At 23.8% G+C, this 23,782-nt stretch carries 19 protein-coding genes; 3 read left to right on the top strand and 16 right to left on the bottom strand.

Annotated features, from left to right (window positions below):
• The first annotated feature begins 28 nt into the window (after positions 1-28).
• Positions 29-1,003 carry an LCP family protein gene (locus QZ321_RS07240; RefSeq protein WP_291747146.1) on the top strand — a complete coding sequence of 325 codons (975 nt, stop codon included), beginning with the start codon at positions 29-31 and terminating at the stop codon, positions 1,001-1,003.
• Positions 1,004-1,138: 135 nt separating this feature from the next.
• On the opposite strand, the gene QZ321_RS07245 is transcribed toward QZ321_RS07240, so the two are convergent.
• From QZ321_RS07245 to QZ321_RS07255, 3 genes are all read right to left on the bottom strand, one after another.
• A complete protein-coding gene (locus QZ321_RS07245; protein WP_291747149.1) occupies positions 1,139-1,909 on the bottom strand; it encodes a hypothetical protein in 771 nt (256 codons plus the stop codon).
• 196 nt (positions 1,910-2,105) lie between these two features.
• The gene (gene wecB / locus QZ321_RS07250; protein ID WP_291747152.1) at positions 2,106-3,230 is read right to left on the bottom strand and encodes a UDP-N-acetylglucosamine 2-epimerase (non-hydrolyzing); all 1,125 of its coding nucleotides are present in this window, start codon (positions 3,228-3,230) and stop codon (positions 2,106-2,108) included.
• A gap of 204 nt (positions 3,231-3,434) precedes the next feature.
• Positions 3,435-3,641, bottom strand: a complete 207-nt coding sequence (locus QZ321_RS07255; RefSeq protein WP_291743809.1) for a hypothetical protein — start codon at positions 3,639-3,641, stop codon at positions 3,435-3,437.
• 190 nt (positions 3,642-3,831) lie between these two features.
• On the opposite strand from QZ321_RS07255, the gene rbr reads away from it, so the two are divergent.
• The gene (rbr, locus tag QZ321_RS07260) at positions 3,832-4,425 is read left to right on the top strand and encodes a rubrerythrin (protein ID WP_291747155.1); all 594 of its coding nucleotides are present in this window, start codon (positions 3,832-3,834) and stop codon (positions 4,423-4,425) included.
• 211 nt (positions 4,426-4,636) lie between these two features.
• Here rbr and QZ321_RS07265 read toward each other — a convergent pair whose 3' ends face one another.
• From QZ321_RS07265 to QZ321_RS07275, 3 genes are all read right to left on the bottom strand, one after another.
• Complete coding sequence (locus QZ321_RS07265; RefSeq protein ID WP_291747157.1) at positions 4,637-5,200, bottom strand: VanZ family protein; 564 nt, start codon at positions 5,198-5,200, stop codon at positions 4,637-4,639.
• 112 nt (positions 5,201-5,312) lie between these two features.
• On the bottom strand, positions 5,313-6,185 hold the full coding sequence (gene galU / locus QZ321_RS07270; RefSeq protein WP_291747160.1) for a UTP--glucose-1-phosphate uridylyltransferase GalU: 873 nt from the start codon (positions 6,183-6,185) through the stop codon (positions 5,313-5,315).
• A 521-nt stretch (positions 6,186-6,706) separates the two neighbouring features.
• The gene (locus tag QZ321_RS07275) at positions 6,707-7,540 is read right to left on the bottom strand and encodes an AraC family transcriptional regulator (RefSeq protein WP_291747162.1); all 834 of its coding nucleotides are present in this window, start codon (positions 7,538-7,540) and stop codon (positions 6,707-6,709) included.
• Between the two features lie 184 nt (positions 7,541-7,724).
• On the opposite strand from QZ321_RS07275, the gene QZ321_RS07280 reads away from it, so the two are divergent.
• Positions 7,725-10,748, top strand: a complete 3,024-nt coding sequence (locus QZ321_RS07280; RefSeq protein WP_291747163.1) for a glycoside hydrolase family 2 TIM barrel-domain containing protein — start codon at positions 7,725-7,727, stop codon at positions 10,746-10,748.
• Between the two features lie 51 nt (positions 10,749-10,799).
• Here QZ321_RS07280 and QZ321_RS07285 read toward each other — a convergent pair whose 3' ends face one another.
• The 10 genes from QZ321_RS07285 to tagD form a co-directional block, all read right to left on the bottom strand.
• Positions 10,800-11,774: an LCP family protein gene (locus QZ321_RS07285; protein ID WP_291747166.1), complete on the bottom strand. Its 975-nt coding sequence runs from the start codon at positions 11,772-11,774 to the stop codon at positions 10,800-10,802.
• Between the two features lie 130 nt (positions 11,775-11,904).
• Positions 11,905-12,702 carry an LCP family protein gene (locus QZ321_RS07290; RefSeq protein ID WP_291747168.1) on the bottom strand — a complete coding sequence of 266 codons (798 nt, stop codon included), beginning with the start codon at positions 12,700-12,702 and terminating at the stop codon, positions 11,905-11,907.
• Between the two features lie 15 nt (positions 12,703-12,717).
• Positions 12,718-13,824: a CDP-glycerol glycerophosphotransferase family protein gene (locus QZ321_RS07295; protein ID WP_291747171.1), complete on the bottom strand. Its 1,107-nt coding sequence runs from the start codon at positions 13,822-13,824 to the stop codon at positions 12,718-12,720.
• Positions 13,825-13,845: 21 nt separating this feature from the next.
• Complete coding sequence (locus tag QZ321_RS07300) at positions 13,846-15,039, bottom strand: CDP-glycerol glycerophosphotransferase family protein (protein ID WP_291747173.1); 1,194 nt, start codon at positions 15,037-15,039, stop codon at positions 13,846-13,848.
• A 68-nt stretch (positions 15,040-15,107) separates the two neighbouring features.
• On the bottom strand, positions 15,108-16,841 hold the full coding sequence (locus QZ321_RS07305) for a DUF6270 domain-containing protein (RefSeq protein ID WP_294196488.1): 1,734 nt from the start codon (positions 16,839-16,841) through the stop codon (positions 15,108-15,110).
• Entirely contained in the window at positions 16,822-17,091 is a 270-nt protein-coding gene (locus QZ321_RS07310) for a hypothetical protein (protein WP_294196490.1), read from the bottom strand. Before QZ321_RS07310 ends, QZ321_RS07305 begins: the two co-directional genes overlap by 20 nt.
• Positions 17,092-17,179: 88 nt before the next feature.
• Complete coding sequence (locus QZ321_RS07315; protein WP_294196491.1) at positions 17,180-19,792, bottom strand: glycosyltransferase; 2,613 nt, start codon at positions 19,790-19,792, stop codon at positions 17,180-17,182.
• 3 nt (positions 19,793-19,795) lie between these two features.
• Complete coding sequence (locus QZ321_RS07320) at positions 19,796-22,168, bottom strand: glycosyltransferase (protein WP_291747181.1); 2,373 nt, start codon at positions 22,166-22,168, stop codon at positions 19,796-19,798.
• Between the two features lie 127 nt (positions 22,169-22,295).
• A complete protein-coding gene (locus QZ321_RS07325) occupies positions 22,296-23,291 on the bottom strand; it encodes an NAD(P)H-dependent glycerol-3-phosphate dehydrogenase (protein WP_291747184.1) in 996 nt (331 codons plus the stop codon).
• 33 nt (positions 23,292-23,324) lie between these two features.
• Positions 23,325-23,714, bottom strand: a complete 390-nt coding sequence (gene tagD, locus QZ321_RS07330; protein WP_291747187.1) for a glycerol-3-phosphate cytidylyltransferase — start codon at positions 23,712-23,714, stop codon at positions 23,325-23,327.
• Between the last annotated feature and the right edge of the window lie 68 nt (positions 23,715-23,782).

The following is a 23,782-nucleotide window of genomic DNA, read 5'->3' on the forward strand; positions in this document are numbered from 1 at the left end:
TATATTAATAAAATTAAAGGGGAAACTTATGAAGAAAAAATTATCAACAACCAAAAAGGTCATTATAAGTATTTTAATAATATTTATAATATTAATTTCTTTAACTGTATTTGCATTTAATCATTTAACTTCAAAAATTGAAAGAGTTGAAATTGATAGAACTGTGGTTACTGAAACTGGAAAAGAACCTGCAAAAGAAGATAAAGACGTAATTACTATTGCTTTATTTGGTACAGATTTTACACAAAATGAAAAGTATGATAACCTTTATGGAGCATCTGATGCTACTATGATTTTAGGAATTGACACTAAAAATAATAGACTTAAATTATTTTCACTTATGAGAGATCTTTATTTAGATTTACCAGATGGAAGTGGTAAAAAACAAAATTTAAATTACACTATGGCTTATGGTGGCCCTGAACTTATATTAAAAACTATTAACTCTAATTTTAACCTTACTGTAGATAAATTTATTTATGTAAGCTTACATACTCTACCAACAATAATTGATAAGCTAGGTGGTGTTGAATTAAATATAACAAGTGAGGAACTAAACTATATTAATAATTATATAACTAGTATTGATAAAGAAAATGGTACAAGCACTAAAAAGCTAACAAATACAGGACTTCAAACATTAAATGGAACACAAGCTTCTGCTTATTGTAGAATAAGATATACTGAAGGTAGAGACTTTAAACGAACAGAAAGACAAAGAGATGTTTTATCTGCTTTATTTCAAAAATTCAAAACTGCCTCAATTTCTGATTTAACTATTATGATGAATGAAATATTGCCATTAGTTTCAACTAACCTTACAAATACCGAAATAATATCAATAGTAAGTAAAGTTTTAGGAATGGGAGTACCCCAAATTGAACAATCTAGATTTCCCCTTGATGGCAAATCTGAAATGATTGCAACTGATATGCTTCATTTAACTATCGATATAGATGAAACAACTAGTGATATACACAAATTCTTATATTCTTTAGAGTAATATTTTAATTTAAAATGAAATTATATTAAATCAGAACTTTCTATATAGTATTTTAGTAAAAATTATATACAAATAAAATTAGGTATATTTCTATTAAAACAAAGATGTTTAATAGAAATATACCTTTTTTAATAACTAATAATACTTTTTTTCATCTTCCTTATTAAAAAATACATAATTTATTAATACAGATATAGATACACAAGCAAATAAAACTAAAAATATTATTCCTAATACTCTATTCATATTTCTTTTTTTTATAGCACTAACCGTATTAAAAGTTTTATTATTTTCAATAGAATCATCTGTATTAATCTCTTCTTTAATATCTTCAATTAACTCTTTATCATTTAAATAAGTATTGTCATTATTTTCAAATTTATTATTATAAATATTTTCATTTTCTAGTTCTTTATTTGTTCTACTATTATCTTCAATAAAACTTTTTAATTCTTCATAATCTTGAATTGTAAATGGTGATTGCTTATAATTCTCATAATATTTTTTTGCTTCATTTATGTCACAGTTAATTAATGTTAATTTACTATCCTTACCTTTTAATACAACTTCCTTTTTATCTAAATCTAAATCAACGTTAATGTTTAAAGAATCCATTATATTTAAAGTTTTTCCATAAATATTAATCATTTCTTTAAAACTAAAATCAGTATAACTTTCTTTATTTTGTATACTTACAATCATATTATCTATATCTTCTGATATTTTTTGTAATTCTTCCTTACTTAAATTTAAATTATTAATATGACTAATAATATTATCACTATAATTTTCTTCAATTCCTATACTTTCTAACCTTTCTCCTATTAAACTTAAAATTTCAGCATGTACAAGTTTAGGTGATAAACTTAATATCAAAAATATAAGTATTCTAAAGACTTTTTTCATAATTAATTATGTGGCTCCTTTATAGATAAATTAATTTATCTTAATTCTTGCCATAAACACAATAATTATTACATCTTAAAAATTGCATTATATAAAAATAACTACATTTATAGTTTATAAGCAAATTTACATATAATAAAAGGAGCTATATAATATTAAATTAAAAACTTCAATATTATATAACTCCATTTTACTTTTATTTATTTTTAAAATAATCTACTATATGATTAACTATTCTAAAGCATGCTTTTCCATCTCCATATGGATTTACAGCATGTGCCATTTTATTATAAGCTTCTTTATCATTTACAAGTTCATTAGCAATATTAAATATATTATTCTTCTTAATTCCTGCTAGCTTTACAGTTCCAGCCTCAACAGCCTCTGGTCTTTCTGTTTCCGTCCTTAAAACAATGACTGGCTTACCAAGTGCTGGTGCTTCTTCTTGTATCCCACCAGAATCTGTCATTATAAGATAACACTTAGCCATAAGATTTGCAAAATCAACATATTCAAGTGGTTCAATTAAATGTATTTTATCTTCTATACCTTTAAAAACCCCACTTGCAAGTTCTCTTATTAATGGATTTTTATGCATTGGAAATATTACATTTACATCATCATTTTTAATTACAAGTTCTTTAACTGCCTCAAATATATCCTTCATTGGATTACCCCAATTTTCTCTCCTATGTGCAGTTAATAAAACTATTTTTTTATTTTCAAAATCTATATTATTTAATACTTCATCATTAAATGTATGATTTTTGTTTATTACACTAAGCAAAGCATCAATTACAGTATTACCAGTTATGTATATATTATTATGTATATTTTCCTTTTCTAAATTAACTTTATTACTTTTAGTTGCTGAAAAGTGTAATGTAGCAATTGCTCCTGTCAATTTTCTATTTGCTTCTTCTGGAAATGGAGAATAAATATCCCCAGTCCTAAGACCTGCCTCAACATGCCCTATTGGCTTTTGATTATAAAATGCCGCTAATGCTCCATTTAATGTTGTTGAAGTATCTCCATGTACTAAAACTATATCTGGGTTACATTCTTTTATTACCTTATCAACACCTGTTAAAACCTTATTAGATACATCAACTATTGTTTGACCATGTGCCATTATATCTAAATCATATTGTGGTTTAACATTAAATATGTCAAGTACTGTATCAAGCATCTCTCTATGTTGAGCTGTAACACATACAATTGATTCTATTTTATCATCCTTTTCTAAAATTTTAACTAAAGGACACATTTTTATTGCTTCTGGTCTTGTTCCAAATACACTTAAAACCTTTATTTTATTCAAAATAAAACCCTCCTAAGTAACTAAATGCTATTTTCAAATTACTTTATCCATATTATTCATGTTTTTAATTATATCATATAATTTAAATTGTCAAAATAAATAAAAATAGTAAACCTACGTGCTTTAAAAATGTGCTACTTAAAACCTAGTTCTAATTCTATGTAAAATATTATACTATGATTTTAGAACTTAAATTAATACGTACTAAATATCATTATTTTTATGTTTATCTACTATATCTTTATACATATTATCATAATAGTCAAATTCTTCATTTAAACCATCATTTTTAGAAAAATTATTATAAAACTGTTCTACCTCATCATCAAAATTACTTGCAACCTTTAACAAAGCAAAAATAACCACTAAGACTAAACATATAAATCCACCAATTAAAATATATTTAATCAAAAAATCACCTCTAAATAATATAAAATTTATTATAATTCTTTCCTAATAAACTTAATATATTCAATTAATTTCTATCATATATTTTTTAGATTTAACATATATAAGTATAAAAAATTTTTACAATGACAAGAATAAAAAATATGAAACTAAGATATTATATTTAAAATTTAAATAAAGGTAGGTAATTTTAATGACTGATTTTAATACAAGTAAAACTAAGGAAAATTTATTAAAAGCATTTGCTGGAGAAAGCCAAGCTAGAAATAGATATACATTTTCTGCATCCGCTGCTAAAAAAGAAGGATATTCTATTTTACAAGATTTATTTAACTATACTGCAGATCAAGAAAAAGCTCATGCTAAACAATTCATGGATAAATTAAAAGAATTTTCTGGAGAAGAAATAGAAATAACAGCTTCATATCCTGTTGTTGTTGAAACTAGCACATTAACTTTATTAAGACTTGCTGAAAAACACGAAAATAACGAATTTGAACATGTTTATAATGAATTTGCTAGAGTTGCTAAAGAAGAAGGTTATCCAGATATAGAAAAACTGTTTACTAATATTGCTTCAATAGAAAAAGTTCATTCTGAAAGATTTAAAAGATATGCCGATATGCTAGAAAATGGCTCACTATTTAAAGATACATCTAATTCACTTTGGATGTGTACTAACTGTGGATTTATTTATGAAGGATTAGAAGCCCCTTTAAAATGCCCAGTTTGTGCTCATCCACAAGGTTACTTTATAAGATTTTCAGAATCCGAATTTGAAAAATAAAAAATTATAATTCATAAAAAATTTTTTAAAAAATCATCTTTTTAATTTTATAAAACTATTATTTAAAAGATAATTTTTCATAAAATAAAAAAGAGCTGTATCATAGTGAAATTTTTTAATTCAACATTGATATAGCTCCTTTTTATTATATTGAATTTTTATTTATAATTTTATAAAAATTTATTTTAACACATTTCATTTTTTAAAATTACTAAACAACATCACTTGAATCTTCTAACTCAATATTTTCTGAAACTATCCTTTTATAAAATAAATATAAACCATATCCTATTAATCCACTAATACTATTGCAAAGTAAATCCATAGTATCAAATGTTCTTGAATAATTAGGGATTATAACAGATAAAGTAACCTGACTACACTCTATAAATAAAGATATAAAAAATGATATAATTAAAACTCTTTTTACATTAAAATGTATCTTATTTAAGTAATAACACAAAAAGAAAATCATTGGAGCTAATAATAATAAATTACCGCCAATATTTTTAATAACTACATCCAATCCATCCTTTTTATACATTCCAATAGTACCTTCCCACAAAACAATATGAATATTAGGCCTTTTATATTTTATATGCTCCCCCCATGCTATAGTAAATGGAAAATAAACTGTTGAAATCACTAAGGTCATATATATATTAAATATCATCTTCATGAATTTCTTTTTTAATAAATCAATACTAATTTTATTTTCACTAAATATAATTTGAAGTAATACATCTAAATTAATATATAAAATTATTACAGTCACTAATGTAAAAAACTCTATTCTATTTATAGTAAAAATATTAATTCCCCCCTTTGATATATGTAAGAAAAAAAGCTATACAAAGTATAGCTCTAATAAAAATTTAAAATTCTTTTTATTTTATAATATTCTTTAAGTATTCAATAAATCCATCCCTTAACTCTTCTTTTCTAAGAGCATATTCAACTGTAGCTTCAAGGAATCCAAGTTTATCCCCAACATCATATCTTCTTCCCTCAAAATCATAAGCATACATTGCTTCTTCTTCAATTAATTTAAGTAAAGCATCTGTAAGTTGAATTTCATTTCCCTTACCAGGTTTAGTATTTTCTAATATTTCAAATATCTTTGGAGTAATTATATATCTTCCTAATATTGCAACATTTGAAGGTGCTTCTTCTAATGATGGCTTTTCAACTAAATCCTTAACCTTATAAACTCTATCCTCAATGTGTAATCCACCAACTATTCCATATTTATTAACATCTTGTGGCGCTACTGTTTGTACTCCTAAAACTGAAGTTTTATATTCATTATAACAATCCATAAGTTGTCTTAAACATGGTTTTTGATCGTTATAAACAACATCATCTCCAAGTAATACTGCAAAAGGCTCATCCCCTACGAAAGTCTTTGCACAAAGAATAGCATGTCCTAATCCTCTTGGCTCTTTTTGTCTTATAAAATGAATATTAACCATATCAGATATTTCTCTAACCATTTCAAGCATTCCTTGTTTTCCTGCTTTTTCAAGCTCCATTTCAAGCTCAACACTTCTATCAAAATGATCTTCTATACTCTTTTTATTTCTTCCTGTTATTATAAGAATTTCTTCTATACCTGATGCAACACATTCTTCTATTATGTATTGTAATGTTGGCTTATCAACTATTGGAAGCATCTCCTTTGGTTGTGCTTTTGTAGCTGGTAAAAATCTAGTTCCAAGCCCTGCTGCAGGTATTATTGCTTTTCTTATTCTCTTTTCCATAGTTTTTAATATCTCCTTCTTTTTTACTATAAATTTAACACAAAATTTATAACAATAAATATATATTTTGCGTTCTTTTCTTCAAATATTCTACTATAACTTTATTTATTTTCCATTTTTCATACTAGTATATTATATCATTCTAAAAGGTATTCTAAACATAAATATTTACGATAAGTTTCAACAAACAGGATACACTTTGGATTGTTTATGTAATTTTTTATTATAAATTATAATATAATAATAATTTCACGTTAAAACAATAATTTTAACCTATTCACATCTAAAGCACTATATTATACTAATTTAAAAATTAAAATTTTAAATTGAAAATAGTCTAAAAGAATTAAAAAATAACTTTAATTCATTAATGCAAAGAGCTTAAGGGAAAATTAATTAAATAATAATTGAAAAAGAGATTTTAAAAAATGAATATTAAACTATAGTTCAATAGGGGGATATTAAACTATAGTTCAATATTGAAATTTTAATTGATTAATTTAAAATCTTCAAATGAAAAATCATTTATTACTTAACTTATTATTTCTATAATTTAATGGTGACATAGAAAAATATTTTGAAAAAGTTTTAGAAAATAATAAAGAATCGGTATATCCAACTTTATTAGCTACTTCCCCTATAGGAAGCTTAGTATTTTTCAATAAAAGGGTTGCCTTATACATTCTAAGATTTATCAAATATTTTTGTGGAGAAACCTTAAGATTTTTTATAAACATTTTATATAAATAACTTCTGCTTAAATTTACATGATTAGCAATTTCATTAACTGTTATACTATTCATATAATTAGAATTAATAAAATTAATAGCATCTTGTATATATGTATGTAACTCTTTATCCTTATACTCAAACTCCTTAGGAAACTCTTTTATAAATGTATATAATAATGAATAAAGTTCTCTTAATAAAACAATATCATCAGAACATGAAGGATTATAATTTTTTGATATTTCACACATATTTAATATTATATTTGGTATCTTTGAATTCTCTGTGCATGTAACAACATAAGAATCTATTATAGATGTTCTATTTAAATATTCAATAGAATTTGAACCACTAAAACCTATCCAATAATACTCCCAGGGATCATCCATAGATGCCATATATTCAACACTCATCCCTTTTAATATAATAAAAATACCCCCTTGTTTTAAATTAAATATTTTATTATTAACCTTAAAGGTACCCTTTCCTTTACTTACATAATGCATAACAGCATTTTTTAAAACCTCATACTTATATCCAAATCCAGGAATACCCTGCTCTATCCCACATTCATCTAAATTCATCTCAAAATTTTCTTTAGTATATTTTTTCCATAATATTTGCATATATACCTCATCCCTTTCCACAGGAAACATTATAACATATTTTAGAATCTTTTAACTATTTTAAAAGATTAATCATCATATTAATATTAAATTATAAATAATAAAAATAAATTTTATGGAATTATGTTTCATAAATATAGAATTATGTTTCATAAAAAATATTATTAATTGTGGGGAGGAAAAAATGCTATTATTAAATGAGTACCATGAAGATATTTCTAAATTACATGTAAATATGATGGAAAGAAGGAGTTACTATATTCCTTTTATTAATACTAATGAAGCTCTTAATATTAAAGATAGAAGTAATCAAAATAACTTTTTTTCACTTAATGGCGAATGGAAATTTAATTATTTCACTAGCCTACAATTAATTAAAGAAGCTGAAAATATAGATAAAATTAATTTATCAACTACAATGGAAGTTCCTTCTGTTTGGCAAGTAAATGGATATGATTATAATCAATATATTAATGTAAAATATCCTATTCCTTATAATCCCCCGTTTGTTCCTAAAGATAATCCATGTGCAATTTATCAAAAGGAATTTGACTTTAACATAAATTCAGAAAAACATGATTATCATATAAATTTTGAAGGTGTTGATTCTTGTTTTTACCTTTGGATAAATGAAATGTTTGTTGGATATAGCCAAATATCTCACAGCATATCCGAATTTGATATTTCATCATTTTTAGTAAATGGAAAAAATAAAATTACTGTATTAGTATTAAAGTGGTGTGATGGTACCTACTTTGAAGATCAAGATAAATTCAGAATGTCTGGTATTTTTAGAGATGTTTATATATTAACAAGAGCTAAATCAAGAATTGTAGACTATAAAATAAATCCTAAAATAGATATATCACTAAAAAAAGGTATATTAGATATTGATATTCTTTCTGTAATTGGTAATCCAAATATTAAATATACTTTAATTAATCCTAACAACAATGTAATTTCAATTGGAAATATAAAAAATAATAATTTACAAATAAATATTGAAAATGTAGAGCTTTGGGATGCTGAATCACCTAAATTATATACTTTATTAATAGAAACAAAAAATGAAGTTATAAAAGAAAGAATAGGTATGAGAGAAGTTAAAATAGAAAACTCTATTTTAAAGATTAATAATGTACCTATAAAACTTAAAGGTGTTAATCATCACGATTTTAGTCCAACTAAAGGATATGCAGTTAGCATTGATGATCTTATTTTAGATTTAAAATTGATGAAAGAAAATAATATTAATTCTATAAGAACTTCACATTATCCTAAATCACCAATTTTTTATGAATTATGTGATAAATTTGGTTTTTATGTTATGAATGAAGCTGACATAGAAACTCATGGAGTTGTTGAGTTATATGGATCAGGTTATTTAGATAATTATAATTTGATAGCTGATGATAAAACTTATGAAAATGTCATAGTTGATAGAATTGATTCATCAATTGTTCCATTTAAAAATAGATCTTGTATTTTTATGTGGTCCCTTGGTAATGAATCTGGATTTGGAATCAATTTTGAAATTGGTGCAAAATACGCAAAAAATTTAGATTCCACAAGACCAATTCATTACGAAGGTGCATATTACGCTAATAAGAACAAAAAAAATGATTTTAGTAATATTGATGTTATTAGTCGTATGTATCCAAGCTTAGATGAAATTGAAGATTATTTTAAAAATGGCATAGATAAACCACTAATATTATGTGAGTATGCACATGCAATGGGTAATGGCCCTGGTGGATTAATTGAATATGATAACCTTATACAAAAACATGATAAATTTGCAGGTGCTTATGTTTGGGAATGGTGTGACCATGCTATTTTTATAAAAGAAAATGAAAATGGTAAAAAATTATATGGATATGGTGGAGACTTTGGAGAAGAAAACCATGATGGAAATTTTTGCGTTGATGGTTTAGTTTATCCTGATAGAACTCCTCATACTGGATTATTAGAATATAAAAATATTAATAGACCAATAAGAGCTTTAGAATTTAACCAAGTTAATAAAAAGGTTAAACTTAAAAATATGCTTGATTTTACAAATGCTAATAAATTTATTAATATAACTTATAAAATATGTATAGATGGGGAAGTTATTTCATCAAACAAATTACTATTAGATAACTTAAATCCAAAAGAAGAAAAATGGTTTGATTTAAATTTACCAAACTTATCAGAGGATTTTATTACTATATTATTTGAATATAGTTTAAAAACTTCTACTTATCTTTGTAAAAAAGGCACAATATTAGGTCACGATCAATTTATTATACAAAATGAAGTAAAAAATATAAAATCAATAAATGATTTAATTAAGATTAATAATACTGATGAAAAATTTTATATAGAAGAATCCCTTAATAAAATTAAAATTATAAATTCAAACTTTACTTATATATTTAATAAAAATACAGGAAGTTTTGAATTTATTGAATCACTAGGAGAAGTATTTATAGATAATCCAATGAAATTTGTTATATGGAGAGCACCTACTGATAATGATAGAAAAATAAAGCTTCAATGGATTGAAGCTGGATTTAATCAAATTACTACACATGTATATAAAACCGAAATTAAAGAATTATCAAATAAATTAGAAATAGTCAGTTTTTTAACTTTAATTCCACCTTATAGAGAAAGAATAGCTGATATAAAGGTTAAATATACTATTTATTCATCTGGCTTAATTAAATGTGATGTTAAAGTAAATAAAAATATGAAAACTCCATACTTACCACGTTTTGGAATGGAACTTAAATTAAATAAATCCTATGAAAATGTAAGTTATTTTGGTTTTGGTCCTTATGAAAATTATATAGATAAAAATTCTTCTTGTTATTTAGGTAGATTTAATTCAAAAGTTACTAAAATGTATGAGGATTATATAAAACCTCAAGAAAATGGAAGTCATCATTTCTGCAAAGAAGTATCTATCGACAACACTTCCGGAAAAATATATGCCTTATCTGAAAATGACTTTGCTTTTAATGCTTCACATTTTTCTACTTGCCAATTAACTAATACTAATCATAACTTTGATTTAAACGAGGAAGATTTTACTTATTTAATTATAGATTATAAACAAAGTGGAATTGGATCAAATAGCTGTGGACCTGATTTACCTAAAGAGTATAGATTTAATGAAGAAGAATTTTCATATAACTTTTATTTAAAATTTATAAAATATTAAATATAAACCCCAAAGACTTAAAATAATCTTTGGGGTTTAGTTATACTTTAATTACCATGTAATTTTATCATCAAAAATATAATCATGTAACTGCTTAACAGTTGCTTCCTTATTAAATGTTAAGTAATATACTCCATTAATAGTTTTTCCTTGACTATAATCATCAAGTGGGAATCTTTCTAGGCTTAAGTTTGCATCACCAAGTTTTAAAACATCCATTCCTAAGTTTAATATCTCATTATATCCTAAACTTGTATTAACCATAGGTAATATATCTGATAATAATGATTGATATGATGTTGCTGGCATAGATTCTACCTTTTTAAATATTTCTGTTAAGACTTCTCTTTGTCTTTCAGTTCTTCTATAATCTCCACCGGAAGTATATCTAATTCTACAATAAGCTAGAGCTTGTGTACCATTTACGTGTTGAAGTCCTGTTGTAGTTATTTCCGATACATTGGTTCCATTTTTTTTATTTATATCTCTTATATAATTATTTATATATTTTAATTCTTCTGAATCAATATCTAATTCTATTCCGCCAACCTTGTCTATTATTTTAGGTAACGTTTTAAAGTTAACAGCTGCAAAATCTTCTATATTTAAATCAAAATTTTCATTTAAAGTTTTTATTGCAAGTTGTGGCCCTCCAAAAGCATAAGCATGATTAATCTTATCATTTCCATGACCATCAATTTCAACATAAGAATCTCTCATTATTGATGTTAATTTTAATTTCTTATGAGTTGTATCTATAGTAGCTATCATTATAGAGTCAGATCTTCCAACAATTCCATCCCCTGTATCAATTCCAAATAAAGCAATATTAATTATATTCCCATTATATTCAGATAATTTTTCTTGTACTTCCTCTTTAATTCCTACATCTTCCTTGTTTATTTCTACTTTTTCAATTTTATTAAATAAGTGATTTCCGTAAGCATAAACTCCACCTACAATTCCTAAAATTAACATCATAGTTATCATTAAAATCCAAATCGTTATCCTTTTAGCTTTAATCATCTTTCCTTCCTCTCATAAAATAACTTAATATTTAATTGTTCTTTATTTTTAATCTAACTAATACTAATAAATCTATATAATTAAAAAACTAATAAATACAGATGATAAGTTTTTTTATCCTTATGATTATTTAATTTCCTATTAATAAGAATGATTTAATATCTTCTTTATAAGTTATTAAATCATATTTATCCATATCTGAAAAATTTAACTTATTTGTTTTAGGAAAACTTGACTTTTCTATATTATCTGTTCCTATCTTAATTACAGAAAACCCCGTTGAAACTAATTCTTTAGTACTCATTGAACTTTCAATACATTTTATACTCTTAGATACTACATTTAAGAATTCTTTTATTCCCTTATCAGTTAAATCATTAATTATAGTATTAATTATAGTTTTCTGCCTAGTTGATTTTTTTGTACACCCTTTATCACCTTTAAACTTAATATATTGTATAACTTGCTGTCCATTTAATATATATATTTCATTATCATCTTCTAATCCCATGAACTTTTTATCATTGTAATTTAACTTTATCTTTACCCCATTAATACTATTAATAATGTCTTCTAAAACAAAATAATCCAACTTAATATATTGATTTATTGATAGTCCTAATTTTTCATTTAATTTATTTATACTATCAACTATTTTGCTTTCTTTTAAAATATCACTTATCTCATAATTGTCTATTTTAATTTCATTTTTAAAGCTTATTAACTTAATAATAGACTTTTTAGAGTTAATACGTACAATTACAATGCTATCACATACATTATTATCAGTTATAAAAACTGCTATATCTGTGCCTTCAACATCTGTACTCATTATTAATTTATCTCTTATATCTACCTTTTTAATATTAGGTAACTTAGTACATAGATACCCTACCCCTAATGTTAATATAATTTTACTCTTATCCATTTTTCACCTATTTTATTAATTAATATTTAAAATTAAATTTTTTATAAAATCTACAACACGTTCTGTAGATTTTCCATCCTTAAAATCAAAGTATTTATTTTTAAATTCTTTTAATTCTTCTAGATTAAAAGAGTCTTTTTCTATTGCCATTAAAATATCTTCTTCATTTTTACATATAGGACCTGGCATAATTTTTTCGTATTCTTCATACATTCCCCTATCATTTTTATACTCTTGTAAATCAGGTACAAAAAATATCATAGGCTTTTCTAATATAGAAAAATCAAAAATAACTGCTGAATAATCACATATCAAATAATCTGTAACAGCAAATAGCTTTTTTATACTTTCCTTATTTCCATTTATAATTCCATCATCATTTTCATCATACATATTTACTTCTTCAAGCCATGGATGTAACTTATAAATTATAATATAATCATCACCTAATTTATTCTTTATATATTTCAAATCAATTTTTTGATAGCTTACACTATTTATTGGATCCCCTCTAAAAGTTGGAGCATATAAAACTACTTTTTTATTCCTTATTTTAGGATACTTTTTTAATATATCATTTTTATATTTTTTTAATTTCTTAGAATTAAATAAAATATCAGTTCTAGGAATTCCTAGTGGTATAACACTTTCCTTTGGTACATTAAATGCACTACTATATATATTTATCCAAATTTTAGAAGAACTTAATATATAATCATAATTTTTTATTTCATATTTTCTTTTTATATCATTTCCAAATTTCTTAATTGCACCACTAGCATGCCATACTTGTATTACCTTAGTTTTTTTTGGCTTAAAATTTGATACAACAAAATTATTATAATCTAAAATCACTATTTTTGATGTATTAATATGATATAACTGCTTTACACAATTAAATAAATATTTAATGTTTCCAATTAATGTATTCTGATATTTAATTAATACATAGACTAAATTATATCTATCTTCTTTTTCTAATTTTTTTGCAATTAATTTAAAATCATTTTCAAGCTTTTCACTCTTATATGAAATAAAAGTTATTTTATTTTCCTGTATTTTAACCCAATATAATATGCAGTTTATAACAGACAATATCATGTAAGCCATTATTTTATTCATCTTATAGTGTCCTTCTCTTTATTAATTAAATATATATTTAATAACCTTTTCACTACATTTTCCATCTTGAAAGTTATTATATCTTTCATTAAATTTACTAATCCTTATTTTATTTTCTTTATAATATCCCTGATTATCCTTAATTAAATTTAATAACTTTTCTTCATTTGTAATTACTTCCCCTGGTAAATCTTTATTTATATCTAAATAAAATCCCCTTAAATTTTCTTCATAATCCTTTAAATCATACATATAAAAATAAATAGGTCTATTTAATATCGCATAATCAAAAAACACACTTGAATAATCAGTTACTAAAATATCACTAATTACATATAATTCATTTATATCCTCATCTTCATTTACTAAATAAAGAAATCCCTTTAAATCATCATTATTATATTTATTTGTTATTAAATAATGTGGCTTAAATAATATTACATATTTTTCTCCAAGCCTCTTCTTCCAATAATAAAAATCTACTTCTAAATTAAAAATATATCCTTTATTATTAAATGAATTATCTCTCCATGTAGGTGCATAAAGTATAACCTTTTTTTCTAATGGAATATTATATTTAATTTTTAAATTTAAAATTTCATTTTTTGTTATATTACTTAAATAATCATTTCTTGGATACCCTGTTTCTATAATTTTACTTTTATCTACTCTAAAAGCTGTAATAAACTTTTCAGTTGAAAACTTATTAGGTGATATAAAGTAATTATATCTTTTCACATCTGTATCATATGATTTAGTCATTTCTCCTTTAGTTACTTTTGCTCTATAAAAAGTCTTATCATCTCCAATATCTATATCATGAGCTAATCTTTTTAATGGGGTTCCATGCCAAGTTTGAACATATACTTGACTTTCTTTTTTCAATATATAACTAGGCATTTTACAATTTATAATCCAGTATTTACTTCTAGCCATATAGTAAAAATATAAAATTCCATTATATTTTACTACTTTAGCGTTATTTATGTTAACATTTTTAACATTTTTAACAGCCCATATATATTTATAATCTTTATATTCCTCTCTAGACTCCATATATTTATGTATATATTTAGGATTACATAAATAACCTTTCCCATGATAAGATATAAATATAACCATTTTTTGATTTATTGGTATATATTTATATAAAATTTTATAAAGTAATTTTATAAGTCTAAATATATACTTTTTTATATTATATACTAAATTCATATACCTCTCCATATTTTATTAACTTTCAAAATTTTATAGAAGAATTGATAGTCTTATAAAACATTACACTACTTTTGTATTTTTTTATCAAGTAAATTTAAAAATTCCTTATAATATTCACTTTCAAAGTGGTTTGAAGTGTTTCCAAATGGATGTTTCTCGTATCCAATACAGTTTATCTTATTAGAATAAATTGCTTGAGACTTTGGAAGCAATCTTTGCATATATTCATTCATCCATTGAACCATAGAGTTTGACTTCCTTATAAATTCAATATGCTCACTAAATTCTCCTATATCTCCATTTACTTTTCTATACTTCTCCGTACCTTTAATATAATTAATTATTATCTTATCCTCTGGGATATATTTAACAATCTCCTGTGCAAATTTTTGTGCTGCATTTATCCATATAGGAAGATATAATTCTATATCACTTGAACATAAAACTTTATCATTATAATCTAAATTATATAAAAAGTCACTAATTTCTATATATGGAGTTACGGATATAATAGTACCATCAACAAATTGTATTATACCTTTTTGAGAGTCAATATAAAAATCTATTATTAAATAATCAGGTTTACTTAATAATATATTTTCAAAAAAACTTTTATTAAAATCATTTTGTACATATCTCTTTGATTTTTCATTTAATTTGCTAAATAAACTTTCATTAAAATCCTTTTTTATTGAATTCATAATAGATATAAGTGAAGAATAAAATTGTGTATATACTACTTCGTATTTATTCTTATACTCTAAATTAAAATATTCATTAGAAGTAAATGCTAATCTAGAAAAACAACTTCCAAGTATAGCTATTTTATTTACTCCCATTTTCTTTTTAATTTTAAACACAGCCTCATGAAAAATGTTTCTCTTTAATGTTACACTGTAATTATTATTTTCTTCAATTAAATTCTCATCACTACATGTCATACTACAATAATTAATAATATTTTCATTTAAATCACTTTTAAACCCTAATTGTATAATGACTTCATTTTCCAAGTTACAATTTATAATATCATCTAATTTTAATTTCATTTGTAATATATTATTCGAAATAATCCTACTATTACTCTTAACTCTTATACCTTCTCTTAAATAAAAATTATTTATAGAATTATAAAAGGTAATATATTTTTCCATATTAATATAATTAAAATTCAATTTGCTATTTTTAATATTTAATAATAATTCATTATTGTTGTCTATAGAAATACTAGTTATTTCACAACGATTTATTCCCTTAAAGTAACACGCTAAAGTATTTTTTTTAGTTTTATAGAACTTATAACTTAATATTTCATTATAATTTCTATAATCATTAAAACACTTATCAATTCTTAATCTATATTCTTCTTCATATTCCGTATTTATATTTATTACTATAAAAAAATCTAAAATATCACCATCATTAATATCCTTAGTAATTTTAGCTTCACTTATATTATAGTTTTTATTTAATAATAAAATTTCTATAACATTTTCTTTAAAATTGCTAAATAGTTTACCATTTATTCTTTTTCTTGCCACTAAAGTTATTGGTTCATTAACCTTTTGTAGAATATCATTATTAAATAATATACACCCATTATTATCATATTTAAGAGCTACAGTATCATCATCATTTATTAAATATTTACTATGAATAGATAATTTATTATTTTGAGTTTTATATGGTTTTATATACCTATTTATTAATTTAAATTTTGAAAAATTAGCTTTAAATTTTAAACTTTCCAAAATTTCACATCTTACATACATTTCGTCATTAGGTATATATATATGCATCCCATATCACTCCTTTACAAAACTCATAATCATTAGTTAAATTTATATTTATAAAAAACTCATCTTCATTTACATCTATATCAAAAAATACCTTCTTAGGATTAAATATTTTATTCCCAGCCCCTATTCGTCTTTCTATAAAACAAAGTTTTGCAAATCTATTAGATTCACTTTTTTTATTAAATTTACCTTGAAAATCAAATTTCCCCGATTTATAATCAAATTCAATTCTATTAATTATAACAGTCATAATTTCTCCCTTGTAGATTAAAAATATTTAGAAAGCCGTACACTATCTTAAATGTACGACTTTCTATAAACTTATTTATAATAAAGTATTATTCTCCACACACCTTCTCATAAAACATTTGCATTGCATCTATATTATATTTTATATAATCAAACCTCTTATATTTAGGCCTATTTTCAATATAGTTTTCTAATCCAGTAATTAATCCTTCTTCACTGTTATCAACTAGTTGCCCATATCCATTTTGTAATATACTTCTATTACCAGCTATATCTGTTGCAATTATATCCTTCCCTAATATTAAATTCTCAAGTAACACCATTGGTTGCCCCTCATGATTAGAAGATAATACAAAACAATTACACTGATTTATAAAAGCGAATGGATTTTTGACTTGTCCAAGCATTACTACCTTTTCTTTCAAATTTAATTCTAATATTAATTTTTCTAATTCGCCTCTAAGAACTCCATCTCCTAAAATATATAATTTTGTATTATCATATTTTTTAGAAATCTTTTCAAAAGCTCTTATTAACTTTGCCTGATCCTTTTCTGGTGACAATCTTCCAACATTCACAAAGTTAACATCACTTTTACTTGGTGCTAATACTCCATTTACCTTTAATTTATTATTTTCAATTTCCTTGTCTAGTATATAGTAATTTTCATTGTCAAATTTATAAAACTCAGATATTTTTGAATCCTGTAAAACCTTATTATAATTAATAGAATTATGAACATAACAAATTTTACTTTTTATTTTTTTTACAGTATATTGTAATGTAGTAGCATTTAAATCCCTAGTATGTTTAGCTACAGAAACAACTGCATCAAAAGAATTATATAACGGAAATATGACCTTCATATTTTGTCTATGAACATACTTACCATCTATTTTTTTATGGTACTCAGCCATCATATCATTGTGTTGATATATAACTTTTCTGTCATAGTTTCCACAAAGTAATGTTAAAGTCCAGAACTTAACATATCCAGAAAAATCAATAGCAATATCAAATTTAGTATCTCCAAATAATCTCCTATTTTCACGTTTATATAGGCTGTATAACTTCTTCTCTTTTTCAATAGTAGTTTTTAAACCGTCCTTAAAAACTACTAATTGTCTATAACTCTCATCTATAGTAGGATTCATAGAACCAACCCTATATATTTTTTTAACATTTTTATTTATTTTATTAAAATTAAAACTAGATTCTTCATCATAATTATCCTTATCTACAATTGCAACATTGTATCTATCATAATCAATATTATTTAATAAATTTATAGCCGAAGCTGTTATTCCATTATTTAAGAAACCTCCACAATACATTATTATATTTTTCTTATTATCAGTAACTTTATATGCTCTTGAAATGTCATTCTTAAAAATAAAATCTATGGCTCTTTCCGTAGCTAAACCGTCATCATTATAACAATATTTTTCTATACAACTAATATATTTTTCTTTATTTTCATTAATAATTTTTTCAATATCTTTTACACTATCAATTACATCATCAATAGTTTTACATATTTCCCCTGGCATATTCTCTAAATTTAAATATGTTCCTCTACTACTTTCATATTCTTCTCTATCATATGCATAAAACAACAATGGATTTTTAGTAGCCATAAAATCAAACATTATACTTGAATAATCTGTTACTAACAAATCTACTATTCCTAATAGCTCATTTGTATCTATACTTTCAGGCACTACATTTTTTTCTAATCCTTCAGCTTTTAAATACTTATACATTAATGAGTGTACTCTTAATAAAATTATATATTGATCCTTTAATTCTTGTTTCATTTTTTTATAATCAGCAATAAATTTATTTATTTCTCCTTCTACCTTACCAACCTCTCCTCTCCAAGTTGGTGCATATAATAATACTTTTTTATTAGAATCAATAGATAATCTTTCCTTTAATATTTCTTTATCACAATTCAATGTTAAATCTATTCTTGGGTATCCAAAATCTGTTATATAACCTGAATAAAGACCTCTTAAGTCATGGGAATCTATTATAACATCACTTGTATACTTATTAGGATTAATCATATGTGTTGATTGTAAAAAATTTCTTTGAATATTCTTATGTTGTCCAATACTTCCTTTCATATCTTTTCCTAAAGTCTTTAAAGGTGTTCCATGCCATGTATTTACATAAACTTGTTCTTCTTTTCTTATAAAATATGGAGGAAATGTTGTATTATTAATCAAATATTTTGAAGATGCTAATGCTTTAAGATAATCATTAGTATTTACCTTAACAAACTTAACATTTGGTAAATCTCTAAATTCTTCCTTACAGTTATTTATATCGTTCAGTGCCCATATATGAGTGAAATCACTATATTCAGGATTATTTAATAACTTTTTAAATATAGCTAAAGGACTATCTGACATATTTTTTCCATGAAATGCTTCGTATAATACTGTTTTATCATCTAATTTTAGTTTATTACAATGATTTGTATAATCAACAAGTAATCTATAATTTTTATCACTTTTATACTTTTGTTGTGATGTTGTCAATTTTTGATTAACCTTATCCTTTTTAGGTGCTGCTGGTTTCTTTGCTTCTACTTTCAGTACCTTTTCTTCATTTTTAGTATACCTTTTAATAACTTTTATAGCTTTTTTAATTTCTTTTTTCATTTTTTTCTTTACTTTTACTACTACTTTTTTCATAAACTATATTTCTCCTACCTTTAGATAACTATTTTCTTTACATACGTTTTTATAAAACATATTCATTGAATTTTTATTATACTCAATATAATTAAACTCATTATTATTTAATCCTTCAACTATATATTTTTTCATGCCTAAATATAATCCATATTGTGAGTTATCCACTAAGAGTCCATATCTATCTTTTAAGACACTTTTATTTCCTTCAATATTAGTAGCTATAATATTCTTTTTTAATACCAATGCTTCTAGTAATACCATTGGTTGTCCTTCATGGACAGACGATGATATTATACAATTGCATTCTTTTATTATAGGAAATGGATTTTCTACTTGACCTAAAAAAAATACTCTATCTTCTAGTTGTAAATCTACTATTATTTGATTCAAATATTCTCTTAAATATCCCTCCCCTAATAAATATAAATATGCTTTTTTATATTCTAAAGATATTCTTTTAAAGGCTCTTATTAATTTTTCCTGATCTTTTTCTGGTGATAATCTACCTATATTTAAAAATTTTAATTCATGATTATTAAAATAGTCTCTTATAATATCATTAGTGTAACCTATATTTTTATCTTTTAAATTTAAAATTCTTTCATAATTTATAGAATTATTCACACAAAAAGTTTTATTTTCTATTTCTGGACAAATAAGATATATATTTTCATAGTTTATTTTTCTTATTTCTTCTGAAACACTGACTATACAGTCAAAATACCTATACAACTTAAATATAATATTTAAGTTATCTCTATGCTTATATTTACCATTAATTATTTTGTTGTATTCAGCCATCATATCATTATGTTGGTATATTACTTTTCTCTCATAATTTCCATAAGCAAAAAATAATGCCCAATGTTTTACATATCCTGAAAAATCTATACATATATCAAATTTTATATTTCCAAATAGTCTTTTTGCTTCTCTAGAATATAGGCTTTTAAGTGTATTTGAATCTTCTACGTTATTTAGATTGCTATATAATTTACGTTTAGCCATATCTTCTCTCAATGTAACATTCATTCTTCCAGATTTAAAAATAATATTTACATGTTTGTTTATCTTACACATATTACCATCACTTATAACGTTTCTCTTGCCATTTTCAATAATAACTACGTTATATTTACTATAATCAATATTATTAAGTAAATTTATTGCTGATGTTGTTATTCCATTATTTAAAAACCCACCACAATACATTATTATATTTTTTTTATTATTTTTTACTTTATATGTATTTTTTAAATTACCTTTAAATAACATATCTATTACTTTTTTAGTTGAATTTCCATCATCGTTATAGCAATAATTATTCAAACATTTTTTATATTTTTCTTCATAATCACTTGATATTTGAATTATATTTCTTATTGAACTAATTAATTCTGAAAATGTTGAGCATATTTTTCCTGGCATATCTTTTAAATTTAAATAATATTTTTTATTTTTTATATACTCATCGATATCATTAGCATAAAATAATATTGGTTTTTTAGTAATCATAAAATCAAATATGATACTGGAATAATCTGTTACTAGTATATCAACAATTGATATTAATTCATTTGTATCAATATAATCAGGAATAATATTTTCTTCTAATCCATAATGTTTAATTATTTTCGTAACACATGGATGAACCCTTAATAAAACTAAATATTCCTCACTTAATGTATCTCTGATTATTTTAAATTCATTAATTATTTCATTTATATTATCCTTAATTTTTCCTAATTCTCCCCTCCAAGTAGGAGCGTAAAGTATTATTTTTTTATAATTATTAATTTTTAATCTAGTTTTTAAATTAATCCTATCACACTTTAGAGTTATATCTACCCTTGGATATCCACAATCCAATAAATATCCCGAATATAATCCTCTTATATCATAAGAATCCAAGATTATATCTGCAGTATATTTATTTGAGTTAACCAAATGTGTAGTTTGCAATAAATTTCTTTGAATATTTTTATATTGGCCTACTGTTCCATCCATATCTTTTCCTAAAAACTTTAAAGGAGTACCATGCCAAGTATTTAAATATATTTGATTATCCTTTTTTATGAAACAATTAGGAAAAGTATAATTGTTAATTAAATATTTACTAGTAGCTAAAAACTTAAAATATTTTCTACTATTTAATTTAACAAACTTTACATTCTTTAAATTTTTAAACTCTTCCTTACAATTTTTAATATCATTCAATACCCATATATGAGTATAACTTGCATACTCAGCATTTGATATTAACTCTAAAAAAATTGCAAATGGACTATCCCCCATTCTTTCTCCATCAAAAGATTGATATAGTATTGTATTATCAAGTATCAAATTTTTTTGATAGTCATTTGTATACTTCACTAAATTTCTATACTCTTTATAGATTAAATATTTTAATATAACTCTAAAAAAAATTATAATTTTATTATTCTTTATATTTCTATAATAATTTATTAAATATTTCACTATATTAATATTAAAAAGACTTTTATATAAATACTTCATCTTTTTTATCTCTCGTTAATAACATTTTAACTGCACTATCTATTTCTAAGTTTTCAAATACTACTTTATATATTGCATCTATTATTGGCATTTCTATATTTAAATTCTCCTTTAAATCAAAAAATACCTTTGTTGCTTTTATTCCCTCAACAACCATTCCAACTTCATCTATTACATCATCAATATTAACTCCTTTGCCTATTAAATAACCAGCTTTTCTATTACGAGAATGTCTGCTTGCACAAGTAACCACTAAATCTCCAATTCCCGTTAATCCAAAGAAAGTTTGTAAGTTCCCACCTAATTTTGTTCCTATCCTTACTATTTCTGTCATTCCCCTAGATATAAGTGCTGCCTTTGTATTATCTCCATAACCAATTCCATCACATATTCCTGCTGCTAATGCTATAACATTCTTTATTGCACCCCCAATCTCAATGCCTATAACATCTTGACTTTTATATACCCTAAAATTTTCACTCATAAATAACTCTTGAATTTCCTCTGCCGCTTTAATATTCTTTGATGCCACCACTACACTAGTTGGAATATCAAAAGCAACTTCTTCCGCATGACTAGGCCCTGATAAAATTACTACTGGATTTTCCAATTCTTCTTCAATTACCTCTGACAATCTTAAATATGTTTCATTCTCAATTCCCTTTGCAATATTAATTATGATAGTATTACTGTTTAACTTATCATTTAATTCTTTACATATGTTTCGAACTACATGTGATGGTACTGATAACACTAAATAATCTACATTGTCTATTGCTTCATTTAAATCTGTAAATGCACGTACCTCTTCGTTAATATACAGTCCCCTTATATATCTATCATTTTTTCTATTTATATTAATATCATCTACAACATCTTTGTCTATATCAAACACATTGGATTGAATCCCCTTTTTTGATAATAAAATGGCTAATGCAGTTCCAAAACTTCCTCCACCTATAAATGCTACTTTCTTCATATTATTCTCCTTTATTTATACTACAAAAAAATATTATCCTACCATTAAATCATTTTTTATCTTAGTTGTTGATATTCCCTTTGTTCTAGGTAAATAAACTACTTCACAATGTTCCTTTAATTCATCAAATTTACCTTTCCAATCATGTCCCATTACAAAAACATCAATATTATGCTTTTTTATATCTATTGGTTTTTGTCCCCATGATTCTTCTAGTATTACTTCATCAACATATTTAATTGATTTTAATATTTTTACCCTGTCTTCAACAGAGTGATAAGCTTTTTTCCCTTTACTTTCATTAAATTTATCACTTGATACTGCAACAACTAAATAATCACCTAGTTCTTTTGCCCTTCTTAAAATATTTAAATGTCCTACATGGAATAAGTCAAATGTTCCATATGTAATAACCTTTTTCATCTCTAAACTCCCCTATATTATTATTTTTTATTTAAATTAATTTTTAATTATTAACTTTTACTATAAGG

The organism is uncultured Clostridium sp. (genome assembly GCF_910588715.1).
GTDB lineage: Bacteria > Bacillota > Clostridia > Clostridiales > Clostridiaceae > Clostridium.

What these genes read in the sequence shown, in the direction of transcription:
- QZ321_RS07240 (WP_291747146.1), top strand. Translation starts at nt 29, where the DNA reads ATGAAGAAAAAATTATCAACAACCAAAAAGGTCATTATAAGTATTTTA.
- QZ321_RS07245 (WP_291747149.1), bottom strand. Translation starts at nt 1,909, where the DNA reads ATGAAAAAAGTCTTTAGAATACTTATATTTTTGATATTAAGTTTATCA.
- rbr (WP_291747155.1), top strand. Translation starts at nt 3,832, where the DNA reads ATGACTGATTTTAATACAAGTAAAACTAAGGAAAATTTATTAAAAGCA.
- galU (WP_291747160.1), bottom strand. Translation starts at nt 6,185, where the DNA reads ATGGAAAAGAGAATAAGAAAAGCAATAATACCTGCAGCAGGGCTTGGA.
- QZ321_RS07275 (WP_291747162.1), bottom strand. Translation starts at nt 7,540, where the DNA reads ATGCAAATATTATGGAAAAAATATACTAAAGAAAATTTTGAGATGAAT.
- QZ321_RS07280 (WP_291747163.1), top strand. Translation starts at nt 7,725, where the DNA reads ATGCTATTATTAAATGAGTACCATGAAGATATTTCTAAATTACATGTA.
- QZ321_RS07285 (WP_291747166.1), bottom strand. Translation starts at nt 11,774, where the DNA reads ATGATTAAAGCTAAAAGGATAACGATTTGGATTTTAATGATAACTATG.
- QZ321_RS07290 (WP_291747168.1), bottom strand. Translation starts at nt 12,702, where the DNA reads ATGGATAAGAGTAAAATTATATTAACATTAGGGGTAGGGTATCTATGT.
- QZ321_RS07295 (WP_291747171.1), bottom strand. Translation starts at nt 13,824, where the DNA reads ATGAATAAAATAATGGCTTACATGATATTGTCTGTTATAAACTGCATA.
- QZ321_RS07300 (WP_291747173.1), bottom strand. Translation starts at nt 15,039, where the DNA reads ATGAATTTAGTATATAATATAAAAAAGTATATATTTAGACTTATAAAA.
- QZ321_RS07305 (WP_294196488.1), bottom strand. Translation starts at nt 16,841, where the DNA reads ATGCATATATATATACCTAATGACGAAATGTATGTAAGATGTGAAATT.
- QZ321_RS07310 (WP_294196490.1), bottom strand. Translation starts at nt 17,091, where the DNA reads ATGACTGTTATAATTAATAGAATTGAATTTGATTATAAATCGGGGAAA.
- QZ321_RS07315 (WP_294196491.1), bottom strand. Translation starts at nt 19,792, where the DNA reads ATGAAAAAAGTAGTAGTAAAAGTAAAGAAAAAAATGAAAAAAGAAATT.
- QZ321_RS07325 (WP_291747184.1), bottom strand. Translation starts at nt 23,291, where the DNA reads ATGAAGAAAGTAGCATTTATAGGTGGAGGAAGTTTTGGAACTGCATTA.
- tagD (WP_291747187.1), bottom strand. Translation starts at nt 23,714, where the DNA reads ATGAAAAAGGTTATTACATATGGAACATTTGACTTATTCCATGTAGGA.